The sequence below is a fragment of the Streptomyces sp. M41 genome (assembly GCF_043673425.1).
GTDB lineage: Bacteria > Actinomycetota > Actinomycetes > Streptomycetales > Streptomycetaceae > Streptomyces.
This window is the reverse complement of sequence record NZ_JBIMKE010000010.1, coordinates 50,597-69,151: the sequence shown is the minus strand read 5'-3', so window position 1 is coordinate 69,151 and position 18,555 is coordinate 50,597. Positions and strand designations below refer to the sequence as shown.

13 protein-coding genes and 4 pseudogenes are annotated in these 18,555 nt (G+C 69.6%); 6 read left to right on the top strand and 11 right to left on the bottom strand.

Annotation, left to right across the window (positions count from 1 at the left end):
• Positions 1–621 precede the first annotated feature (621 nt).
• A pseudogene (locus tag ACHBTE_RS15680) lies at positions 622–954 on the bottom strand (transposase family protein); the annotation flags it as partial.
• A gap of 163 nt (positions 955–1,117) precedes the next feature.
• Complete coding sequence (locus ACHBTE_RS15675) at positions 1,118–2,257, bottom strand: amidinotransferase (RefSeq protein WP_394724422.1); 1,140 nt, start codon at positions 2,255–2,257, stop codon at positions 1,118–1,120.
• Between the two features lie 465 nt (positions 2,258–2,722).
• On the opposite strand from ACHBTE_RS15675, the gene ACHBTE_RS15670 reads away from it, so the two are divergent.
• Positions 2,723–4,117, top strand: a complete 1,395-nt coding sequence (locus ACHBTE_RS15670; protein ID WP_394724420.1) for an amidohydrolase family protein — start codon at positions 2,723–2,725, stop codon at positions 4,115–4,117.
• Between the two features lie 67 nt (positions 4,118–4,184).
• Positions 4,185–4,913: an Atu4866 domain-containing protein gene (locus ACHBTE_RS15665; protein ID WP_394724419.1), complete on the top strand. Its 729-nt coding sequence runs from the start codon at positions 4,185–4,187 to the stop codon at positions 4,911–4,913.
• Between the two features lie 19 nt (positions 4,914–4,932).
• Here ACHBTE_RS15665 and ACHBTE_RS15660 read toward each other — a convergent pair whose 3' ends face one another.
• The 4 genes from ACHBTE_RS15660 to ACHBTE_RS15645 form a co-directional block, all read right to left on the bottom strand.
• Positions 4,933–5,754, bottom strand: a complete 822-nt coding sequence (locus ACHBTE_RS15660; RefSeq protein WP_394724417.1) for a helix-turn-helix transcriptional regulator — start codon at positions 5,752–5,754, stop codon at positions 4,933–4,935.
• 192 nt (positions 5,755–5,946) lie between these two features.
• The gene (locus tag ACHBTE_RS15655) at positions 5,947–7,581 is read right to left on the bottom strand and encodes an alpha/beta fold hydrolase (RefSeq protein ID WP_394724416.1); all 1,635 of its coding nucleotides are present in this window, start codon (positions 7,579–7,581) and stop codon (positions 5,947–5,949) included.
• Between the two features lie 294 nt (positions 7,582–7,875).
• On the bottom strand, positions 7,876–8,169 hold the full coding sequence (locus ACHBTE_RS15650) for a hypothetical protein (RefSeq protein WP_394724415.1): 294 nt from the start codon (positions 8,167–8,169) through the stop codon (positions 7,876–7,878).
• 78 nt (positions 8,170–8,247) lie between these two features.
• Positions 8,248–8,775 (bottom strand): GNAT family N-acetyltransferase, encoded by a 528-nt coding sequence (locus ACHBTE_RS15645; protein WP_394724414.1) that lies wholly within the window; start codon positions 8,773–8,775, stop codon positions 8,248–8,250.
• A gap of 89 nt (positions 8,776–8,864) precedes the next feature.
• Between ACHBTE_RS15645 and ACHBTE_RS15640 the strand changes: the two are divergent.
• A pseudogene (locus ACHBTE_RS15640) lies at positions 8,865–9,114 on the top strand (transposase family protein); the annotation flags it as partial.
• 529 nt (positions 9,115–9,643) lie between these two features.
• On the opposite strand, the pseudogene ACHBTE_RS15635 reads toward ACHBTE_RS15640, so the two are convergent.
• A pseudogene (locus tag ACHBTE_RS15635) lies at positions 9,644–9,748 on the bottom strand (IS5/IS1182 family transposase); the annotation flags it as partial.
• Between the two features lie 214 nt (positions 9,749–9,962).
• Here ACHBTE_RS15635 and ACHBTE_RS15630 point away from each other — a divergent pair.
• Complete coding sequence (locus ACHBTE_RS15630; protein ID WP_394724413.1) at positions 9,963–10,484, top strand: hypothetical protein; 522 nt, start codon at positions 9,963–9,965, stop codon at positions 10,482–10,484.
• Between the two features lie 380 nt (positions 10,485–10,864).
• Here ACHBTE_RS15630 and ACHBTE_RS15625 read toward each other — a convergent pair whose 3' ends face one another.
• The 4 genes and pseudogenes from ACHBTE_RS15625 to ACHBTE_RS15610 all read right to left on the bottom strand — a co-directional run bounded on the left by ACHBTE_RS15625 (position 10,865) and on the right by ACHBTE_RS15610 (position 15,695).
• On the bottom strand, positions 10,865–12,118 hold the full coding sequence (locus tag ACHBTE_RS15625; RefSeq protein ID WP_394724412.1) for a DUF2254 family protein: 1,254 nt from the start codon (positions 12,116–12,118) through the stop codon (positions 10,865–10,867).
• Positions 12,119–12,855: 737 nt separating this feature from the next.
• Positions 12,856–13,605: an adenosylcobinamide amidohydrolase gene (locus ACHBTE_RS15620; RefSeq protein ID WP_394724411.1), complete on the bottom strand. Its 750-nt coding sequence runs from the start codon at positions 13,603–13,605 to the stop codon at positions 12,856–12,858.
• Positions 13,606–13,871: 266 nt separating this feature from the next.
• Positions 13,872–14,834 (bottom strand): annotated as a pseudogene (locus ACHBTE_RS15615) (MMPL family transporter); the annotation flags it as partial.
• Positions 14,835–15,005: 171 nt separating this feature from the next.
• Positions 15,006–15,695, bottom strand: a complete 690-nt coding sequence (locus tag ACHBTE_RS15610; protein WP_394724410.1) for a DUF4397 domain-containing protein — start codon at positions 15,693–15,695, stop codon at positions 15,006–15,008.
• Positions 15,696–15,963: 268 nt separating this feature from the next.
• Here ACHBTE_RS15610 and ACHBTE_RS15605 point away from each other — a divergent pair, with 268 nt between their 5' ends.
• On the top strand, positions 15,964–16,965 hold the full coding sequence (locus tag ACHBTE_RS15605; protein WP_394724409.1) for a MerR family transcriptional regulator: 1,002 nt from the start codon (positions 15,964–15,966) through the stop codon (positions 16,963–16,965).
• Positions 16,966–17,198: 233 nt separating this feature from the next.
• On the top strand, positions 17,199–18,446 hold the full coding sequence (locus tag ACHBTE_RS15600; RefSeq protein WP_394724408.1) for an NAD(P)/FAD-dependent oxidoreductase: 1,248 nt from the start codon (positions 17,199–17,201) through the stop codon (positions 18,444–18,446).
• The last annotated feature ends 109 nt before the right edge of the window (positions 18,447–18,555 follow it).

Below are 18,555 nucleotides of genomic sequence, written 5' to 3'. Positions count from 1 at the left end.
GAACGTAAAGTGATGCATGACGCGAAATTTTCGGGCTTCGTCACTCCAGATATGACAAGAACCAGGCCGGTCTCTTCCAGGATCCGCGTGCAGTGGTGATCTGCAGCCGCTCACCTCCTGCCCAGGCGCCGTAGGCCGTGGTGGAGCCCCGGGCTCGTTGGTCCGGGTCCACCCTTGGCCTTCCACTTGCCACCGTGGTGGGAGACCACGTCCCCGGCGGGTGCGGGTCCCGTGGCGCCCGCTGACAAGCTCGACGCTGTCCGTCCGCGGGCCGTGGAGGCTGCCCGTCACCTGAGCCCTGGCCGCCAGGAGAAGCCACGCGGCCGTAGGTGCAGCAGGCCCCATACCTGTCGACGCACCCGAGCCCGTACCTTTGCGATCTTCGCCAGGGTGGCCTCGTCGAGGGCGGCCAGCGCGCGGCGGGCGGTGAAGTCCGAAGCGGTGACGGACGATCGGTGGACGCCTCGCCGTATCTGCTTGTTACTACGAACGCAAACGTGCCGAAGGCAAACGGCATACTCAGGCCGTCCTCGCCCCTCGCCGCCGAGGAGTGAACGTCTTGTGCGCTCTCCTCCGTGACGGACAGTGCACCAGAGCAACCTCCCCGTCACTGAGGCGGCTTGACAACATCATTAGGAGGCTGGGGCTGATGCGGGATCTGCGGAAGATCTGCCAGCACTTCAGCCGTGCCATGCCGCGTTCGACCGGTGCCCGCGTCGCGGCCTGGGCCCGGTTGACGGTGCGTTGGGTGAGAGCCAGTTCACCGCCCGGTGGCGGCTTGAGTCCGGTGGTGCCCCAGGGGCCGGCGCGCTGGTAGGCGCGGCCGGCGAGGATCGGGACGCCCTGACGCTGGCAGATCCGGATGATGCGGTGGGTGCGAGCCGCGGTCAGGTCGTGGGTGTGGCCCGGCAGTGCCGGTGAGATCCAGAGCACCTCGCCGGCGGGGTGGGTGACGTCGTCACCCACCGGCGTCACCCGATCGGTGGCCACGCTGAAAGGCTCAATGCGCCGCGCCGACGAATTGAGCTCATCAGTGTCATCGCGCCGCACGCAGCTGGCTCGGTGAGGTCCTAGGCCGGGGATAGGGCTTCGCCCTGGTGTGAAACCCCTGCGCCAGTCAGTCGAAGTACGACTGAAGAGAGCCGCGACGCCGGATGTCGAGCGTGGCGCAGTGGAAGGAGCCGCCGAAGGGCGCGTAGTGGAGCAGGTCGCTCGGGATGGGCTCGAACCCCCACCGTTCGAGAGCGCGGAGCATGCCGGTGTGATGGCGCTCGGCGATCACCCGCTTCTCGTCGACCATGAGCACGTTCATGCTGAGCCACTTGCCGCACATCGAGGTGATCTTGAGCAGCCGGTCATCGATCGGGTCGGGCTCGGGCGCGACCAGGATGTCCCAGGAGCTGAGGACGTCGGGCAGGTGGTCGACGTCGATGTACTCGGGGTTGATCAGGACCTTGCCGGGGGCGAGCAGGACGAAGGTGGTGTCGATGTGCATGGGCGTGCGGCAACGGCTGGCGATCTCGTGGATCCGGTAGCCGGGTCCGAGATGGCGTCGCAGCCACTCGATACCCATCCGGTTGGTGACGTTGCTGCGCGTGACGAACAGATCCCGGCCGGCGCGTACGAAGTCCGCGGCGTCAAAGACGGGCTCGAAGTCGGTGAGGATGTGCCGAAGCGGTTCGCCGCGCTTCGGCGCCCTGAAACCCGGCACGAACAGCTCATCGGTGAGCTGCGGCTTGGGCGCTGCCGTCCAGCGGGCACCGCGCCGGAAGTAGTCCTTGAGGACTGGGCGGTAGGAGTGGGTCTCGAAGTACCGGCACGGCCAGGCCATCGGGGTCTCGATGATCTCGTCGCCGATCACGAGCATGCTGTCGCGCGGGCAGGTGTTGCAAAAGCCGCGGGAGGACCAGTCGGGGGTCCGGAAGCGGCGCTTGTGATCGACGGCGTCCGGACGCCTGACCGTGATGTCCAGGGCGTGCAGGAGGTCGACGAACTGCTCGAGTTCCTGCTGCGCGCGCTCCAGCAGCAGGCGCGGATAGCGGAAGCCGCCTGCCAACCCCAGCAGTCGGCCTGCCCAGTTGGGGACGTTGCAGGTGACGACCGGGTGGCGGGAGGGGAATGTCGCACTGTCGAGGCGCCCGACGAGGATTTCCTCCAGCGGGTCCCACTCATTGTGTGAACCGACCGGTGAAGCAAGCGGTCCGGCGGCCTCTTCGTCGACCGTCGCTGGGCGCCTCTGCCCTTGCACTGTTGTCATGCTCATCCGCTCTCGGTCGAAGATCATGGATTCACCGAAAGATCGTGGATTCGCTGAATCCCAGCCGACGGGCTGCCCCTTCGTGGTGGCCGTGCGCGGCCCGGCACCTTGCGAGTACCCGGGTCGAGGCCGTTCATTGCAAGCCGTAACCGGGTAGTGCCCCGACGCGTAGGCGCGTCCGGCCGGTGCGGATCGCGACCGTGGGTGGTCTGCCGCCAGCCACTGCGTGCTGACCGCGGCCAGCCGCAGGCAGCTCGAGAATAGAAGCCGGCCCGGTGGCCACGGGCTGTATGCCGGGTCGTGCGCAGCCCCCCGGCGAGGGAGGCGAGCTGGTCTGCGGTGAGCCTGGGTGTGCTGTACCTGGGCGAAGGGCGGCCTGTTTGCCGCCGTCGGATGGGCCGAGGCTTGGGGCGTCACTCACCCCGTACAGGCACCTCGCCCCGGCACGACGAACAGGACTTCCCCTTGACTCCGTCCGGTACCACCTGCCCTGCCGTACTCGAACAGATCCGACAGCGGTCCGCCGACCCGATGCGGCGCGTTCTGTTCACCGGCGCCACCCTCGTCACCATGGACCCCGCCCTCGGCGTCCTGCACGACGCCGACCTGCTCGTCGAGGGCGACTCCATCACCGCGGTCGGTTCTCGCCTGGACCGGGACGGCGCGGTGGTCGTCGAGGCGTCCGGCACGATCCTCACGCCGGGCTTCGTCGACACGCACCGGCACGCCTGGCAGGCACAGCTGCGCCGGATCATGCCGGACGTGGACGACCTCGGTGCCTATGTGAGGTCCACCCTCGCCGGCCACGCCACCGTCTACCGGCCCGAAGACATGTACGTCGGCACCAAGCTGGCCGCCCTGACGGCGATCGACAGCGGCATCACCTGCATGCTCGACTTCTCCCACAACTCCCGCACCCCCGAGCACTCCGACGCCGCTGTCCAGGGCCTGCTCGATACAGGGATCCGGGGCGTGCACGCCTCCATGGGCCCACACTTCGGTGACTGGGACGAGCAGTGGCCCGGCGACCTGGCCCGCCTGAAGGACACCTACTTCGCCGGCGCCGATCAGCTCCTGACACTGCGCCTGGCCGCACTGGCCACGGACGAGATCGCCGGGCCCGCCCTCGCCTACGGCACCGAACTCGCCCGCACGGCGGCGGACCTGGGTATCGGTGTCAGCGTCGACGCCGTGTTCGGCACCGCCTCCTCGACCGCCGTCCTGGCGTGGGAAAAGGACGGCCTCCTCGGCCCGGACCTCACCCTCATCCACGCCACAGGTCTGACCCCGCAGGCGTGGAAAGCGATCGGGGACAGCGGCACGACCGTCGCCCTGGCTCCGACCTCGGACGCCCAGATAGGGCTGGAGACCGCGATCCCCGCCATCGACGAGGCCCTGTCGGTGGGAGTACGGCCCGGTCTGAGTATCGACGTCGAGGTGGCACTGGCCAGCGACATGTTCACGCAGATGCGGTCCCTGCACGCCATCCAGCGGATGCGCGCGGTCAACGCCGTCCACGGCACCGACCAACAGCCATCCCGCATCACCAGCCACGACGTCCTGGACTTCGCCACCCTCCAGGGCGCCCGCACCAACGGGCTGGTAGGCGTCACCGGCTCACTCGCCCCGGGCAAGAAGGCCGACCTGCTGGTGCTCCAGGCCGAGGACCTCAACAACATGCCGCTCAACGACCCGATCGGCACCGTCGTCCTGGGATCGGACGCCCGCAACGTCAGCGCCGTCCTCATCAACGGAGAGCCCCGCAAGTGGAACGGCCAGGTCCTCGACGTGAACCTGCCCGCCCTGCGCGCCCAAGTCGCGGCTTCTCGTGCGTACGTGCTGAACGCGTCCACCGTGTGACCCCAGCCGTCCCCAACCGCCCCCGGCGTTCTCCCCGCCTCACCCGATGACGGAAGCAGGTACAGACATGACCCCCACGCCCTGGGCGAGCACGCACCGCGATGACAGCGTCGTCGTACGCGATCTGCGCACCCCGGAAGGCCGACCGCTCCTGCTGACCGGGGCCACCGTGATCACCGGCAACCCGGTGCTGGGCGACTGGCAGGAAGCCGACGTCCTCATCGGCGGCACCGTGATCGTGGGAGTCGGCCCCGGCCTGCTGACCGCGGCCGACGACGACAACATGATCGTCATCGACTGTGCCGGGACCCTCGTGCTCCCCGCCGCCACCGACTTCACCAGCGCCCGCACGAGCGCGACTCTCACGCCCGGCCGGCCCGCCGACATCGCCGTCCTGCGTCTGGCCGACGCCCCCGGGACCCCCACCGGTGCGGTCCCGGCGCGCGGCACTCACCTGGACCTCCTGATAACCGGCGGAAAGGTCCGCCTCTACGACGGACGCTCCCTCGACCCGTCCGACACCACCCCGCGGGTGGCCACCGACGGGACACTCGCCCACGACCCGGCGCACCCGTTCCTCGGCATGTGGATCGACGACAACGACTTCGTGCGCCAGGAGCTGCTGCCCGACGGGCGCTACGACGAGGCCCGCGGGAACCGCCGCAGCGCCTACCAGGGCCGCTACTGGATCACCGGCAACCGCATCGACTACCTCGACGACCTCGGCTTCTGGGCCTTCGGCGAATTCCGTGACGGCAGCCTCCATCACGCCGGCTACCGCTTCACCCGCCGCTGACCTCGCCCCAACTGGCGATTCACGACCCGACGGCGTGGAGGCTGCCGAGCAAGGCGAGCGCCTGGGCGCCGGGGCTCCCCGGTTCCGCGTGGTAGATCACCAGCTGCTGGCCCGGCGCTCCGCGCACGTCGAAGACCTGGTACGTGAGGTCGAGGGGCCCCACGTCCGGGTGGAGAAGCTCCTTGCGGTCGCGCGTCTTCGCATGCACGGTGTGCGAGGGCCACAGGGAGGCGAACTCCTCGCTCGCCTCGGTCAGGGAGCCGACGAGGTTGTGCAGGCGCCGATAGTGCGGGTCGAGTCCCGTGGCATGGCGAAGTCCGGCGACGACCGCCTGCGCTGCCCGCCCCCAATGCGTGAAGAAGGTCCGGGCGGCCGGGTCGAGGAAGGTCATGCGGGCCAAGTTGTCCACGTTCTCGAACGGTGAGAACAGCGCGTCGGCCAGCGCGTTCGAGGCCAGGAAGTCGTTGGCAGGGTTCAGGACGAACGCGGCGGCGTTCGGGTATCCGTCCAGCAGCTGCCGCAGCGCAGGACCGACCGTTTCCCGCGGCTGGGGTCGCTCGCCTTCCGGTGCGGTGCCCGCCAGCCGGAACATGTGCTCTCGTGCTTCGTCGTCCAGCCGCAGCGCGTTGCTGATGGCCTCGAGGATCCCGGGGGAGGGGCTCCGCTCGCGGCCCTGCTCGAGGCGGGCGTAGTAGTCGCTGTTCATGCCGGCCAGGACGGCGACCTCCTCCCGTCGCAGCCCCGCCACCCGGCGTGTGCCATAGGAGGCGAGCCCGACGTCGCCGGGTCGCAGGCGCGCGCGGTGGGCGCGCAGGAAATCTCCGAGATCGTTACTGGACACCACTTCAGGCTAGGCCGCTCCTAGCCAGTCCTGCCTGGGTGTGACACACCTAGGCAGGACTCACCCTGGTACCTTCCCGCCGGCCGCCCACGGCGGGTACTTCACTTGCGTACCGCCGTACCGCCGTACCGCCGTACCGCCGTACCGCCGTACCGGCGTACCGGCGTACCGGCGTGGCGGCAACGGGTGTGTTCAGGGAACCGTGGTGCCGGCCATGCCACCTCCGCCGGTGGAGACGCCGCCGTTCGGCCTGGGTGTGGCGAAGGGGGGCGTGTCCTGCTCCCGGCACGTCGTCCCGGGCGGCGGGAGGACGCCGTCGATGAGGTAGCGGCTTTCGTGGGCCTGGATGCAGCTGCTGGGATTGAGCAGTGCGGTGTGCCCGTACCCGTCGAGGTTGAGGAGGCGGGCGTCCGCCAGTTCCCTGGCCATGGCTCGCGCGGCGGGGGCGGGGGTGGAGGGGTCGTAGGCGGTGCCGATGACCAGCAGGGGGTGTGCCGTCGGAGTGTTCCATGGGCCGCGGTAGTGGTCGGGGGAGAGCGGCCAGTAGGTGCATCCCGCGGTGGCCCAGGTCCAGTGGCGTCCCGCGTCGCCCCCGCGGGCGGCGGCGCCCTCCTCCAAGGCCGGGTAGACACCGGGGTCACGCGGATTGGGACTGTCGCCGCAGAGCACCGAGGTCCCCTGCTCCTCGCCCACGTACGGATTCGGATTCCTGACCGCCGGCGGGGGCGGCAAAGTGGGCGGCTGGGGCTCGCGGCCCCTCCACAGATCCTGCAGCCTGCCCGCGAGATCCGTCCACCCGGGGTGGACGACGTAGAGGCCGTTCATGATGCTGTCGACCGTGGCGGGATAGGTCCAGGCGCCCACGGGATCCTTCCGCAGCCGCTGCATCAGCTGGTCGTACTTGTCCCGGGTCCCCTCAGGACTGCCGGCGGAGAACGCACAGCGGGCGGCGGTCGTGGCCCCGCACAGGTCGAGGAACTTGTCCAGGGTCTCCGCCCCACTGCGGTCCGAGCCCAGACGGAGGAAGCTGGTGAGGCGGGGCCGGTCGTCGACTCCGTGGTTCGTCCAGGCTTGCGGGTCCCAGTTGCCGTCCAGGACCATGGCGCGGACCTTGTCAGGGAACAGGTTGGCGTACGTGGCGGCCAGGATCGTGCCGTAAGAGATGCCCAGATAAGTGAGTTGCGCGTCCCCCACTGCCTGGCGGAGCCGGTCGAGATCGCGGGCGGTGTCGGCGGTCGACACATGCCGTATCAGCTCCGGGTTGCGTTTCTCACAACGCGACGCAAGATCCTTGTACGCGGCGAAGGTGGCCGCCCGCTCCTTGGCCCCCACGGGGAATCCCGCCGGTTTGCTCGCGTTCCACTCGGCGGCTTCCTCGGGACTCGCGAAGCAGTTCATCGCGGTGCTGCTGCCGATCCCGCGGGGGTCCCAGCTGACGATGTCGAACCGCTCCCGCACCTCGCGCGGGAACTTCTCGTAGCTGTCCGGCATCTGCACCGTTCCGGGGCCACCGGGACCACCGGGGTTGAAGAACAGAGTGCCGATGCGCCGACCAGGGGCCGTCGCCTCACGTCTGACCACCGCCAGCTCGATCGTGCGACCACCGGGCTCGCTGTAGTCCAGCGGCACTTTCATAGTCGCGCAGTCGAACTCGCTGCCGGGAACGCACTGACTCCAGTCCAGCCGTGCGACGGGCGCGGAAGGCGTGGGCGCACCGCCTGCCCAGGCAGGGCTCGGCCCGGCCAACACCGTCGAGCCGGCTGCGAGAGCCGCGATGACCGCGATATGGCGTCGTCGTCCCGCCGTGAGCCCGCGTATTCGAGGCATGGGCATACTCCGTCCTACTCACTTCGCCGGCTGAATGTCCGGAGCGACGACCTCCCGCTCGACGGACACGTCCGTGTCAACAACAGCGCGGGACGGTACAGCCGGCGAGGCAACCGCAGCCGAACGGGCGAGTGCCGCCGTTCACCAGGGCGCGTTGGCCGACATGGCGGGGCTCCCAAGGGCGATGTGGCCGGGCCGGTCGGGGGAGGGCTCGACCGTGGAGGGCGCCACCTTCCTCCTTCGGACGATTCCTCGGCCGACGCCCCTAGCGCCAGGCATGATTCATGCGACCTGTCACGGGTTCCCGCACTGGACCTTCCAGAAGCGGACGGGGGCCCAGTTCGCATCCCAGTCCACTGAGTAGGCGTCGGGTGTGTCGTAGATGTCGGTCCCGGTGTTGTTGTACATGGAGACGAAGCCTGTGGGCAGGTTGTTCTGCCACCAACCCCCGGCGGCCCCCGTCCGCCAGTTCGGTGGAATGTACGAGCGCGCGCCACAGTCGTCGGCGGCCTGAACCACCCCGACGTTCGAACTGTAGGCGCAGAAGGCGGTGGCACACAGCTCGACGGCCTGGGCCTCGGTCCTCACCCCGCTGTAAAGGGTGACCCCGTTGATGGTGCTGATGCGCTTGACGCCGGCTAAGGGCTGTCCCGTAACTGTTCGTTGTCACCGGGCGGCGGCGTGCAGGTCCCGGATGTACCAGTCGAAGCGTGTGCCGTCCTTGCTGTGCGTCGGCTTGCCGGGGGTGAACCCTGCCCGCTGCGCGACTGCGGCAGATGTGGGATTCTCCGGCTCCACCTGGATTACCGCCTCCGCCCCACCCTCACTCGCCGCGTACTGGGACGCCAACAGGACCGCGCGGGTAGCCAGGCCACGCCCCCGCCAGGACGGATAGAGGCCGTAGGCGACCTTCACCTGGCCGGGTGCCAGACCTTCTCCTGCGAACCGCAAGTCGATCGTGCCCGCGAGCACCTCGTCGGCACCCATCCGGATGCCGAACGCGCGGAGTGGCCCGGCGGTGTCCCACTGCTCCCGGCAGTGCCGGAAGTACGCTTCGATGCCCTCCCGCGTGCCGGGACCGCCGTTGAGCCAACGAACGAGTAGCTCGTCCTCCCCCGCGAGGTGCGCCTCCACATCGTCCAGGCGCAGGGGGGACAGAGTGATGATCCCGTCGGACAGCTTCACTTCATGCATCTGGTGATTCTTGACGCCAGAGCCGTGCCGCACCATCGGATTCTGCGCGACATCACGCGGAGTTCCCGGGCCACAGGAGATGACTCCGTGTGGCTGGTGTGAACACGGCGTCGGAGCCGTCCTGGATAGCCCCGTTCACCGGGCTGAGCCCGCGTGCCTTCGGGAAGCTGGTGGCGGTTCTGCGTCGTGAGGGTGCGGACGCGGTCCGCAAGGGCCCGGCCATGGAGCCTTCCGCTGGAGGACCGGGCACTGCTGGTCGCGGCGTACTGGCGAACCAACTTGACGATGCGCCGGCTCGCTCCGCTGTTCGGGGTGTCGAAGTCTGCGGCGGACCGGATCGGCGGTTCGCCCGACAGGTGGCCGGGTCGTCCTGACGTAGCGTCGACACATGCGGAACCGGGCGCGGTTGGGTGCGATCGTCCTGTGCGGTGATGCTGAGTGTGCCGGTCGCCGTCGAAGGCGAGGTGCCGACCTGGCCGGAGGTCGCGCGGCGATGCTGAGCTGTGTCCCGCTGCCTGCGTGTCGCAGATGGCCGGTTTCCGCGCTGATCGCCGTCCTGGCAGCGGTCCTGTGGTCGATCTATCTCACGGCCCTGGTCTTTCCGCCCGCCTTTGTACATGCTGGCGCTGACCGCGTCCCTGCGGGTGGCGGCCCTGTACGCATCCGCGTGTGTCGCGGCGGTGCTGGTGACCCAGGCCGCACGTCATGTTCCCGGATTCGATCTGCGCAACGGGACTCAGCTCGGCTGGTTCGTCGTGCCTTCGCCATCGGCGTGGCGGTGGCGAACCAGCGCACGTTCTGCGCGGAGGCTGCCGCGTCGCGTGAGGCGGAGGCGCGTCGGCGGGTGGGGGGAGGAGCGGCTGCGGATCGCGTCGCCTGCCTGGCCCGGTGTGACGTGGAAGGCCAGGGGACGGCAGCGGCCGTCAGAGGCCAGGTGGATCTTGGAGGTCAGTCCGCCGCGTGAGCGTCCGAGGGCATGGTCGTCCGGTGCGCCGGCCGCGGGCCTTCGCCATGATGAAGCCCGGCCGGCGCAAACAACGCTCGTGATCAACACACCTAGGGCCCGTCCGACAGGGCAGGTCGAATGTCGGCTTCGTCGCCGGGCCGCCCGCTCACGTCCTACATGGTGCACATCCCTGCCGTTAGGGTTCGGTCCGCACATATGACTGACTCAAGGAGATCAACGGGTGTCCGAACTGGACTTCTACGCACACGTCGCCACGAGTTGCGACGTCTTTGGGACCGGCATCGGATCCAGTCCTGAGGCATGGGAAGCCGCAGTAGGACCGGACTACTTCGACGATCCGGGCACAGGGCTGCTCCGCCGGGACTACGGGCTGTTGGAGCTCTCTTTCTCTGATGCTGAAGGGCTGCTGTCCTGTTTCGGGATCAGTGTGCAGGTTCACCGGTTGATCCATGGCCTCTCCGTCCCGGTCTCTTTGACCGAGCGGTACGGGAAGTTCGCGCCCCGCGCCCGGTTCACAGAATTGCAGGCCGCGATTCTGTCTCTGGGGAGCACCATCGAGCCTGACGACCTCTCGGGGGACGTCCACCGCTATCGCGTGGTCGGATCTGGTGCTCGCATCTTCGTCGTTGACGACCCTGACCCTTATGGGAGCGGTGATCACGATGTCGATGCTGAAAAGGCTCACCAACCGGGCGACGTGTGGGCATTGAGCGTCTCCCCGGCTTGGTGGGGGCCACGCTAGGGTCTGAGGCGCGGTGACGATCACGCTCGAACGGCCGGTCATCCTTGAGCACAACCTCGTACAGGCTGCCGCCGATCCCGCCGATCCCGCCGATCCCGCCGATCCCGCCGGCACCGACAGTCAGCGGTAAGGACAAGCGGCCACCGGCCACGACTCGGAAGCGCCGGATCCACCCGCGCACGAGACACCCGGCGGCACAGGGCACCTCGCCGTACCGCCTGCCCTTCCTCGCCATCGCCTTCATCGGGGCGCACGGGACACGCAACGGGCGCAGCCTGCGGTGGGCCCGCTGGCGGTGACGTCGAACTGGTAGCGGCACAGGAAGTTGATGTGCGTTCCTTGAGGGCCGTACTGCGCCGCTGGCCGGCGTGGTGGGCGCATCAGCCTGACGGTTGCCGCATGAACGGCGGGTGCCGGTCCACGAGTTGCCGCTCGACCCACGCCAGTCGCTGATCGACCGGTTCACGGCGGTCGTCGGAGGCGACAGCCGCCAGCCGCCTCAGTAGATCGCGTGCGCAGGACAGGACCATGGGCGAGTTCACAGCGGCGCCAAGGATCTCGTCGACGGCGATGGTCAGGAATTCCAGCCAGGTACGCAGGCACAGGACCACCCGCACACTGCCCTGCGCGTCAGGCACCGACGCCGCGTCCAGGTCCGCGGTCACCAGGCGCAGCAGCAGGCCCTCCACGGTCTCCAGGACCTGGACGGCGGTTGCGGGGTCGTTGACGGCGGGAGACAGGGCGCGCAGTCCGATGTCGGCGAGCACTTGCAGCGGGTAGGCAGGGTCCTGGTGGTACGTGCGTTCGCGGCCGGCGACGAAGGCCCGCGTCACCTGGCGCGTCTCGAGTCGGCCACCTCGTACGTCGGCGACCGGGGCACCCGGGTGGACGGTGGCACCGACGGGCACGCGCAGGATCACGACGGCACCGGCTGCTCGCGCGGTCGCCACCAGTTGCTCCAGGTCGAGCTGTTCCACGACGGTGCTCGCCCCGTCCCAGCTGACGATGCTCCGCACCAGAGGCAGAATGCTCGGTTCCCGTGCGGGCTGCGTGCGGATGCCGGGCTCCTCCTCATCAGGTCGGGGGTAGAAGGCATCGATGACGTGGTGGGCCTGCTCGGCTGTGTCGGCCAGCACATGGGCGAGCTGAATCGATCGGAAGGCGGTGAGCTGCAGCCTGCGTACGAGCACGATCGCGAGCACGGCAAGGACGAGCGCGACGGTGGGCACCCATACCGAGACGGTGGTGCGCGCCCCGATGGCGAGTGTCGCGGTGACGGTGTAGGCGAGCAGTCCGATCGCGAACGCCAGGACCCGCCAGACCAGCGGGTTGGTACGGAATAGGGCCAGGCGCGGGGTGAAGGTGCTCGCGGCCCACTGCACGACGAGGAACAGCACCGAGAAGACCAGCGAGGTCACACCCAGCACGGACACGCCGACCGCGCCCAGCACCTCGACCGTGCGCGTCGAGGCGACCGCCGGCCCACCCTCGATCCGGGGAAGCGCCAGTCCGAGCGCGGCGCCGAGAATCAACGACGACGCCTGCGTGACTCCCGACCGCAGTCGTCGTCGCGGTCGCACCACGCGCTCGGCTGCCTGGCGGGGGCCGAACGGCCCGATCGGCGGGGCGTCCACCTGCAGCCTCCCGTTCTCTCGCTCCTCCGGTGCACCGGATGCTGCCCTTGGCGGTCCCTCACCGGGGCAACCGCACCAGGCGAGTCTTACGCCCCGGTCACTGCTCCCAGCGGCAGCCTGGCACCCGGTTCACACGGATTGCGCACATGTCGTTCGCGATGCGCCGCCGCATGATGCAGCAGGGTCGGGGCACGGCCCGTGCGGGCAGCGATGGGGATCCATGTCGGATGCGGCGTCCGTGCGCGTCGACGACCTGCGCCGCGGCGGTGCACTGCCAGGCCGGCTGCTGGGAATCGGGCTCGTGCTCAGCATCGGGGCGGGGTGGCGGCTGCTGCCCTGCCGGCCCCCACAGTCTGGGAGTTGGTGCTGGTGGCCGCGGTCCGTTCTTCGTTCTGGTCCTGGCCGCCATCCCCGGCACCCCCTGAACACAGGAGGACGTGGCTGGCACGCTTTGGCGCGCCTTCCTGCACTGCACAGACAGTACGGCGCTCGGCCTGGCCCCCGGATGGGCCGGCGGCGGCTGCTGGTTCGCGCGGACAGGCGCGGCTGGGTTACGTCCGAAGGGCGCCAGATCTACGCTGCGCGACGCTGGATCGCAGGTGTCCAGCAGCCAGCCTCTCCGGCGATGGCTACCAGTGGCTTCGCCTGCACACCGCCCACCCCTGGTCCGATGTCACGCGGGTTCCCATCCTGATCCGCCTGTCCGCCAGGCTCTCCAGGAAGCGCTGATCGCGAGGCTAGGCGGTAGTGGCCGTGCCCCTCAGGGCGCCTGCCCCGGCTGCCGGACGTCTGCTTGCTCGCCCGGATGCCGCTACGGGCGTGGCCGCTGCGCGGACGGCCTCGTGTACGGCCCGGGCCAGTCGAGCGCCCCACAGCGAGCGAGGCCCGGCGAACGCATGGGGGTCCTGACTGGGAGACGGGAGGCGCGCTGCGATGCAGACGGCGTCGGTGGGGGTGCCGGAGCAGTCGTACCCCTGATCGAGCAGTGCCTGCACCTTGGCCTCGGTGGCTGTGGCGACCGCGTTGACGAGAGCCGCGTCGGTAAGCGCCACCGGGAGAGCGGCGATGATGTTGACGGTGCCCGGCGTTGGCGGCACGGCCGTGCCGACCGACGGGGAGGCAGCCCAGCCGCGTACGCCGAGCCCCGCAGTGGCGACGGCTTCGACGCCGCCGTCGCTCGCATGGCCATATGCCTGGACGTCGGCGGCCGTCATGAGGCCGACTCCCGATCCGTGCGCGCCGGCATCCTGGGCCAAGGCGGCGATGTGACGTTCGGGGTCGGAACGACAGTAGCCGTGTGGGACCTGGGCGTTCATCACCCACGTCCGCTCTCCGATTCCGCCACCCAGGACGGCGCTGCTGATCATTCGCCAGCCGGAGCCAGCCCGCCACATGAGCGCGTGCAACTGCTCGCCGTCCTCGAGGCGAGGCAGCAGATGCAGCGAGAGCAGACCGGCCGTGGTGCGGGGCGGCGGGATGACGGTCACTGGGCGGGCTCCTCGTAGCGCGGGCAACCCGGTGATCGTATGCAAGCCCGCTGTGGCCGGTCCGTGCGGTCCCCCGTGGCGCGGCCGGCATGGTGGCCGGTGTGTCGGGCGTGGCCATCCTCGACAGGTGGGACTCGCCGCGCTCGAAGGATGCTCGGTTCCGTAAACCCGAGCGGAGTCTGCAGTGGCTGCCTGGGCTACCCGTCGTGGACCGCTTCCTCGCTTGCTGGACGGTCCACTTGGGCTCGGCGTGACTCCGGCCCCGACTACACGGGATGCCTCGCCTGCGCCTCATCAGGCCTGACGCCGCGTCGCGCCAGGCCGCTGGGCCACCACGCCCGGCGCCCGATGTCGATGACCAGTGCGGGCACCAGCAGTGAGCGGACCACGAGGGTGTCCAAGAGAACGCCGAATGCGACGATGAACGCGATCTGTACCAGGAAAGCCAGGGGGATCACCGTCAGGGCCGCGAAGGTCGCTGCGAGCACCACACCCGCTGAGGTGATCACTCCGCCGGTGGTGGTCAGCCCCCGCAGCACTCCCTGCCGGCTGCCGTGCACGAGTGCCTCCTCCCGTACCCGGGACATCAGGAAGATATTGTAGTCGACACCGAGTGCCACCAGGAAGACGAAGCCGTACAACGGCACCGACGCGTCCGTGCCGCTGAATCCGAGGAGGTGCCCGAAGACCAGCGCCGACACCCCCAGCGTCGCCAGGAAGTTGAGCGCGACGGTCGCGACCAGCAGCACGGGTACGAGCAGGGAGCGCAGCAGCAGCATCAGGATCAGCAGGATGATCGCGAGCACGACCGGCACGATGACCGCCCGGTCCCGGGCCGCGGTCTGCTGGGTGTCGTACTGCTGCGCCGTGTATCCACCGACCAGAGCACCGGCCCCGGAGACCGCGTGCATGTTTTCGCGCAGCCGTTCGATCGTTGCCTTCGCCGCGTCGCTGTCCGCGGCGGCCTCCAGCGTGGCGTCGATCCGCACACGTCCGTCGACGACGACAGGTGACCCCGCCCCGGGCCGCCGGGAGGCAGAGATCGCGTCGGCCGATGCCACACCCTCGGTGTCCTGGGCGGCGGCGGTCACCTCGCTGGTGCGGTCGGCGTCGGCGATGATGACGGCGGGGTTGCCGGACCCGCCGGGGAAGTGCTCGCCGAGTGTCTTCTGAGCGGCGACCGAAGGCGCGTCGTTCACGAAGATCTCATCGAGCGGTACGCCCCTTGCATCCGGTCAGCGTCGCTGGGTGTCAGTCACACCGGTTGGGGTCTCGGCAGGGACAACGGGGGCGCCGCTTACCGTGATCACTCCGGCCGCGGCGGCCCAGGCCAGCGACTAGGTGGAGGCGTTCAGTGTGATGGCGGAGTGGCTGCCGCCCATGTGAACGGTGTTGGGCATTCATTCCATGCCGCTGAGCGTCTGGGTGGCCAGGGCCAGGTTCTTGTCCTGAGCGCTGCCCCAGGCGTAGACGACGTTGCACGTCCCTTCCTTGAGGTCCAGGTCGGCCGGTCCGATGGCCACGGTGTCCGTGCCGGCGAGGACGACGTCGGTGTTCACGGTGCCCGCATCGACTGTGGTGCTGTCCTCGTTGGGGTTCGTCAGGTCGGTGAAGACGGACTGCCCACTGGCCCTTACGTCCACGGCGGGCGCGGCCGCAACATGGCGGACCGTCAGGCGTGCCTTGCCGGCGTCGACCTTCGATACGTCGTTGGTGAACGCCGTGAGCTGGGGTTTGCCGTCGGCGGTGAGGTGTGCGGCGATCGTGGCGTTGCCGCCCTCGGATACCTTCACTTCCTTCTCAAGGGCCGGTGTGCCGTCGGGGCTCTGACCCGCCTGGAAGATCTGGATGTCGTACGTCCCGGCGTCGAGGGACTGCGGGGCGGTCACCGTACCGGGTTTGAAGTCGCTGAGCAGTTCGTCGCCGTTGGCGTAGACGTCGACCGTCATGCCGGGGATGCCGTGAAAGACGGACACCATGGCTTCGTCCTGCGTCTGCGCGGGAGCCGCCATGACGGGTGCGGTCGCACCGAGGGCCAGCGCGCAAGCGCAGGCCGAGGCGGCGATGGCGATGGGGGTCCGGGAGATCATGAGAATCATCTCTTCGATAGGAGTCTCTACGCGGTGCGAAGTCTTAGTTGTGTTTCGCCGGTGCGTGGTGCCATGGATGCGCCCTCCTCAGATCGCTTTATTCAGGAGGCGACGGTGGCGACGCGGCCCCAGGGCCAGGTCCTCCTCGTAGTGCTTCCCTGAGGCGGGGGAGACGGCTGCTTCGCCGTCTGCCGTGGGCACGTCGCCAGTCTTGGACGCAAAAGCGACGCAAGCAACATGCATCGTTTATGCGTCGTACAGTGCCAGCATGAGCGCGGATTCCGGAGCCGGTGAAAACCGGGACAGCGAGCTCGGTCCGCAGGAGGGCAGGCTGACCACCGGCGAGGTGGCCCGGCGCCTGGGGGTGGCCCCCACCACGGTCCGTACGTGGGACCGCCGGTACGGGCTCGGCCCCGAGGCGCACACCGGTGGCCGGCACCGGCGCTGGACCGCACGGGACGTGGCGCGGCTGGAGCGGATGTGCGCATGGACGGCGACCGGATTGCCGCCGGCCGAGGCCGCGCGCCTGGCACGCGCGGGAGAGCCATTGATGGCGGACCCGCCCGGACAGACGGCGGAGGGGGCGCCGTCGGCCCCCGGCCGTAGCCGGGCGGGGAGCGGGCTGCTGCTCGGTGACGAACGTCAGGAATGCAGGGGCATCGCGCGTGCCGCCTTGCGTCTTGACGGCGCCGCACTGGACGCACTGCTGCTCACCGCGATCGCCGAGCACGGGCTCGTGCCCGCCTGGACGGAGGTGATCATGCCGACGCTCCAGGCGGTCGGTCGTAAGTGGGAGACGTCGGGGGACAGGTACGTCGAGGTCGAGCACTTCCTTTCCTGGCACGTCTCCGGCGCGCTGCGGCGAAGTACGCCCAACACGGTCGCCGGCCGTGCGGGCGCCACCACGGTGCTCGCATGCGTGCCGGGGGAGAACCACACTCTGCCGCTGGAAGTGCTGTTCGCCGCGCTGACGGAGAGGGATGTTCCGGTGCGTATGTTCGGTGGTGCCCTGCCCGCCGAGTCGCTCGTCGCCGCGGTGCGCAGGACCGGACCGGCCGCCGTGGGGCTGTGGGCGCAGTCGCGTACCATCGCCAGCAGGCCGCTGGCCCAGTTCGTGGCCGGCATGGAGTGGGGCGTACGAGGAGCGCGCCGCAGGCCGTTTGTTCTGACCCTCGGACCGGGCTGGGCAGGTCAGGCGGTGCCCGGCCTGGCGCGTCCGGCAGGCCTCGCCGAGGCGGTCGCTGCCCTGGAGGCAGTGGTCGCTCACTGACGTCTCCGCATCAGGGGCACTTGGTCGTGGTGGCGCCTGGCATCGGCCGACCGAACATGGTCCGCTGGACCGGAGGCCGCGGCTGCGTCACCCAGGTGTGGATCGGGCGCTGCTGGGTGCCACGTGCGGGTAGGGCCTGTGTCGGCGTGTTCCCGGTACTGGCCGGGACGAAGGGCCCTGCGAGCGGCCCCGTCTTCCGCGCGCCACGTGTACCGCGTCGACCGAGGAGCAGCATGAGCGACGAACACCGCCGGGCACCGATCGTGGTCGTCGGGGCGGGTCTGGCCGGATTGGCGTGCGCGCTGGATCTGTGCCGCGCCGGATGGCGGGTGGCATTGCTGGAGGCGTCCGACGGTGTGGGCGGCCGGATGCGCACGGACCGGCGGGAGGGGTTCCTGCTGGACCGTGGATTCCAGGTGTTCAACACCTCCTATCCGCAGGTGAGGCGACGCCTGGATCTGAGGAGCCTGCGACTGCGGCCGTTCACCGCGGGCTTCATCGCGCACACGCCGAAAGGGCCGGTCCGTCTCGCCGACCCGACGCGAGAGCACGGTGCGGCCGGGGCCTGGCTGCCTGGGCGGGTCTTCTCGGCCCGCGATGTGGCCGCGCTGGCGGCACTCACGATGCGAGACGCCGTTCTTCCCGCTTCCGCCGCGAGACGGCGCAGGGATGTCTCCACCTCGGCGGCCCTGTCCCGGGCTGGAGTGTCGGATGCCGTGATTGCCGACATCCTGCGGCCGTTTCTGTCAGGTGTGTTCCTGGAGGACAAGCTGGAGACCTCCGCGCGGTTCTTCCACCTGGTCTGGCGGAGCATGGTGCGCGGCTCCCTGTGCCTGCCGGCGGAGGGCATCGGCGCCGTGCCGGCCCAGCTCGCCGCTGGACTGCCCGACGACGCCCTGCAACTCGGCACACGCGTCGCGGAGGTCACCGATGCCGGAGTGCTGCTGAGCAACGGGAGCGAGGTGCCGGCCAGGACTGTCGTGGTGGCGACGGACCCGGGGACCGCCACCCGCCTACTACCGGAAGTGACTGTGCCGGACGCACGCACCGTCACCACCTACTACCACGCCACCGACAGCACACCGATGGCCGGACCGACTCTGATGGTGGACAGCACTGGAGCGATCCTGAACACCTGCGTACTCAGCGAAGTCGCTCCCACCTACGCACCCCCCGGCGCCGCGCTGATCTCCACCTCCGTACTGGGAACGGACCTGCCCGGCAGGTCATCGGCGGTGCTCCGGCGGCTGGCCGAGCTGTATGGCGCCGACACCAGCGGTTGGCAGCAGATCGCCGCCTACACGGTCGAGGGTGCGCTGCCGGCGATGCTTCCCCCCTGGCCGCTGAGTCGCACCACTCGCCTCCGCCCAGGCAGGTACGCCTGCGGGGACTACCGAGCGACCGGCTCAGTGCAGGGCGCCCTGGCGTCGGGTGCGCGCGCCGCGAGGGAGGTGTCCGCCGACCTGGCGCGGCAGAGGTGACGCGGGGAAGCGAGCCGTGACCGGCCGCATCCACAAACGGCCCAGAGACCGGGGCAGAGACCGATCGGACGACCTCGCCGGATCTGACATCACCCACGCAGGGGCACCG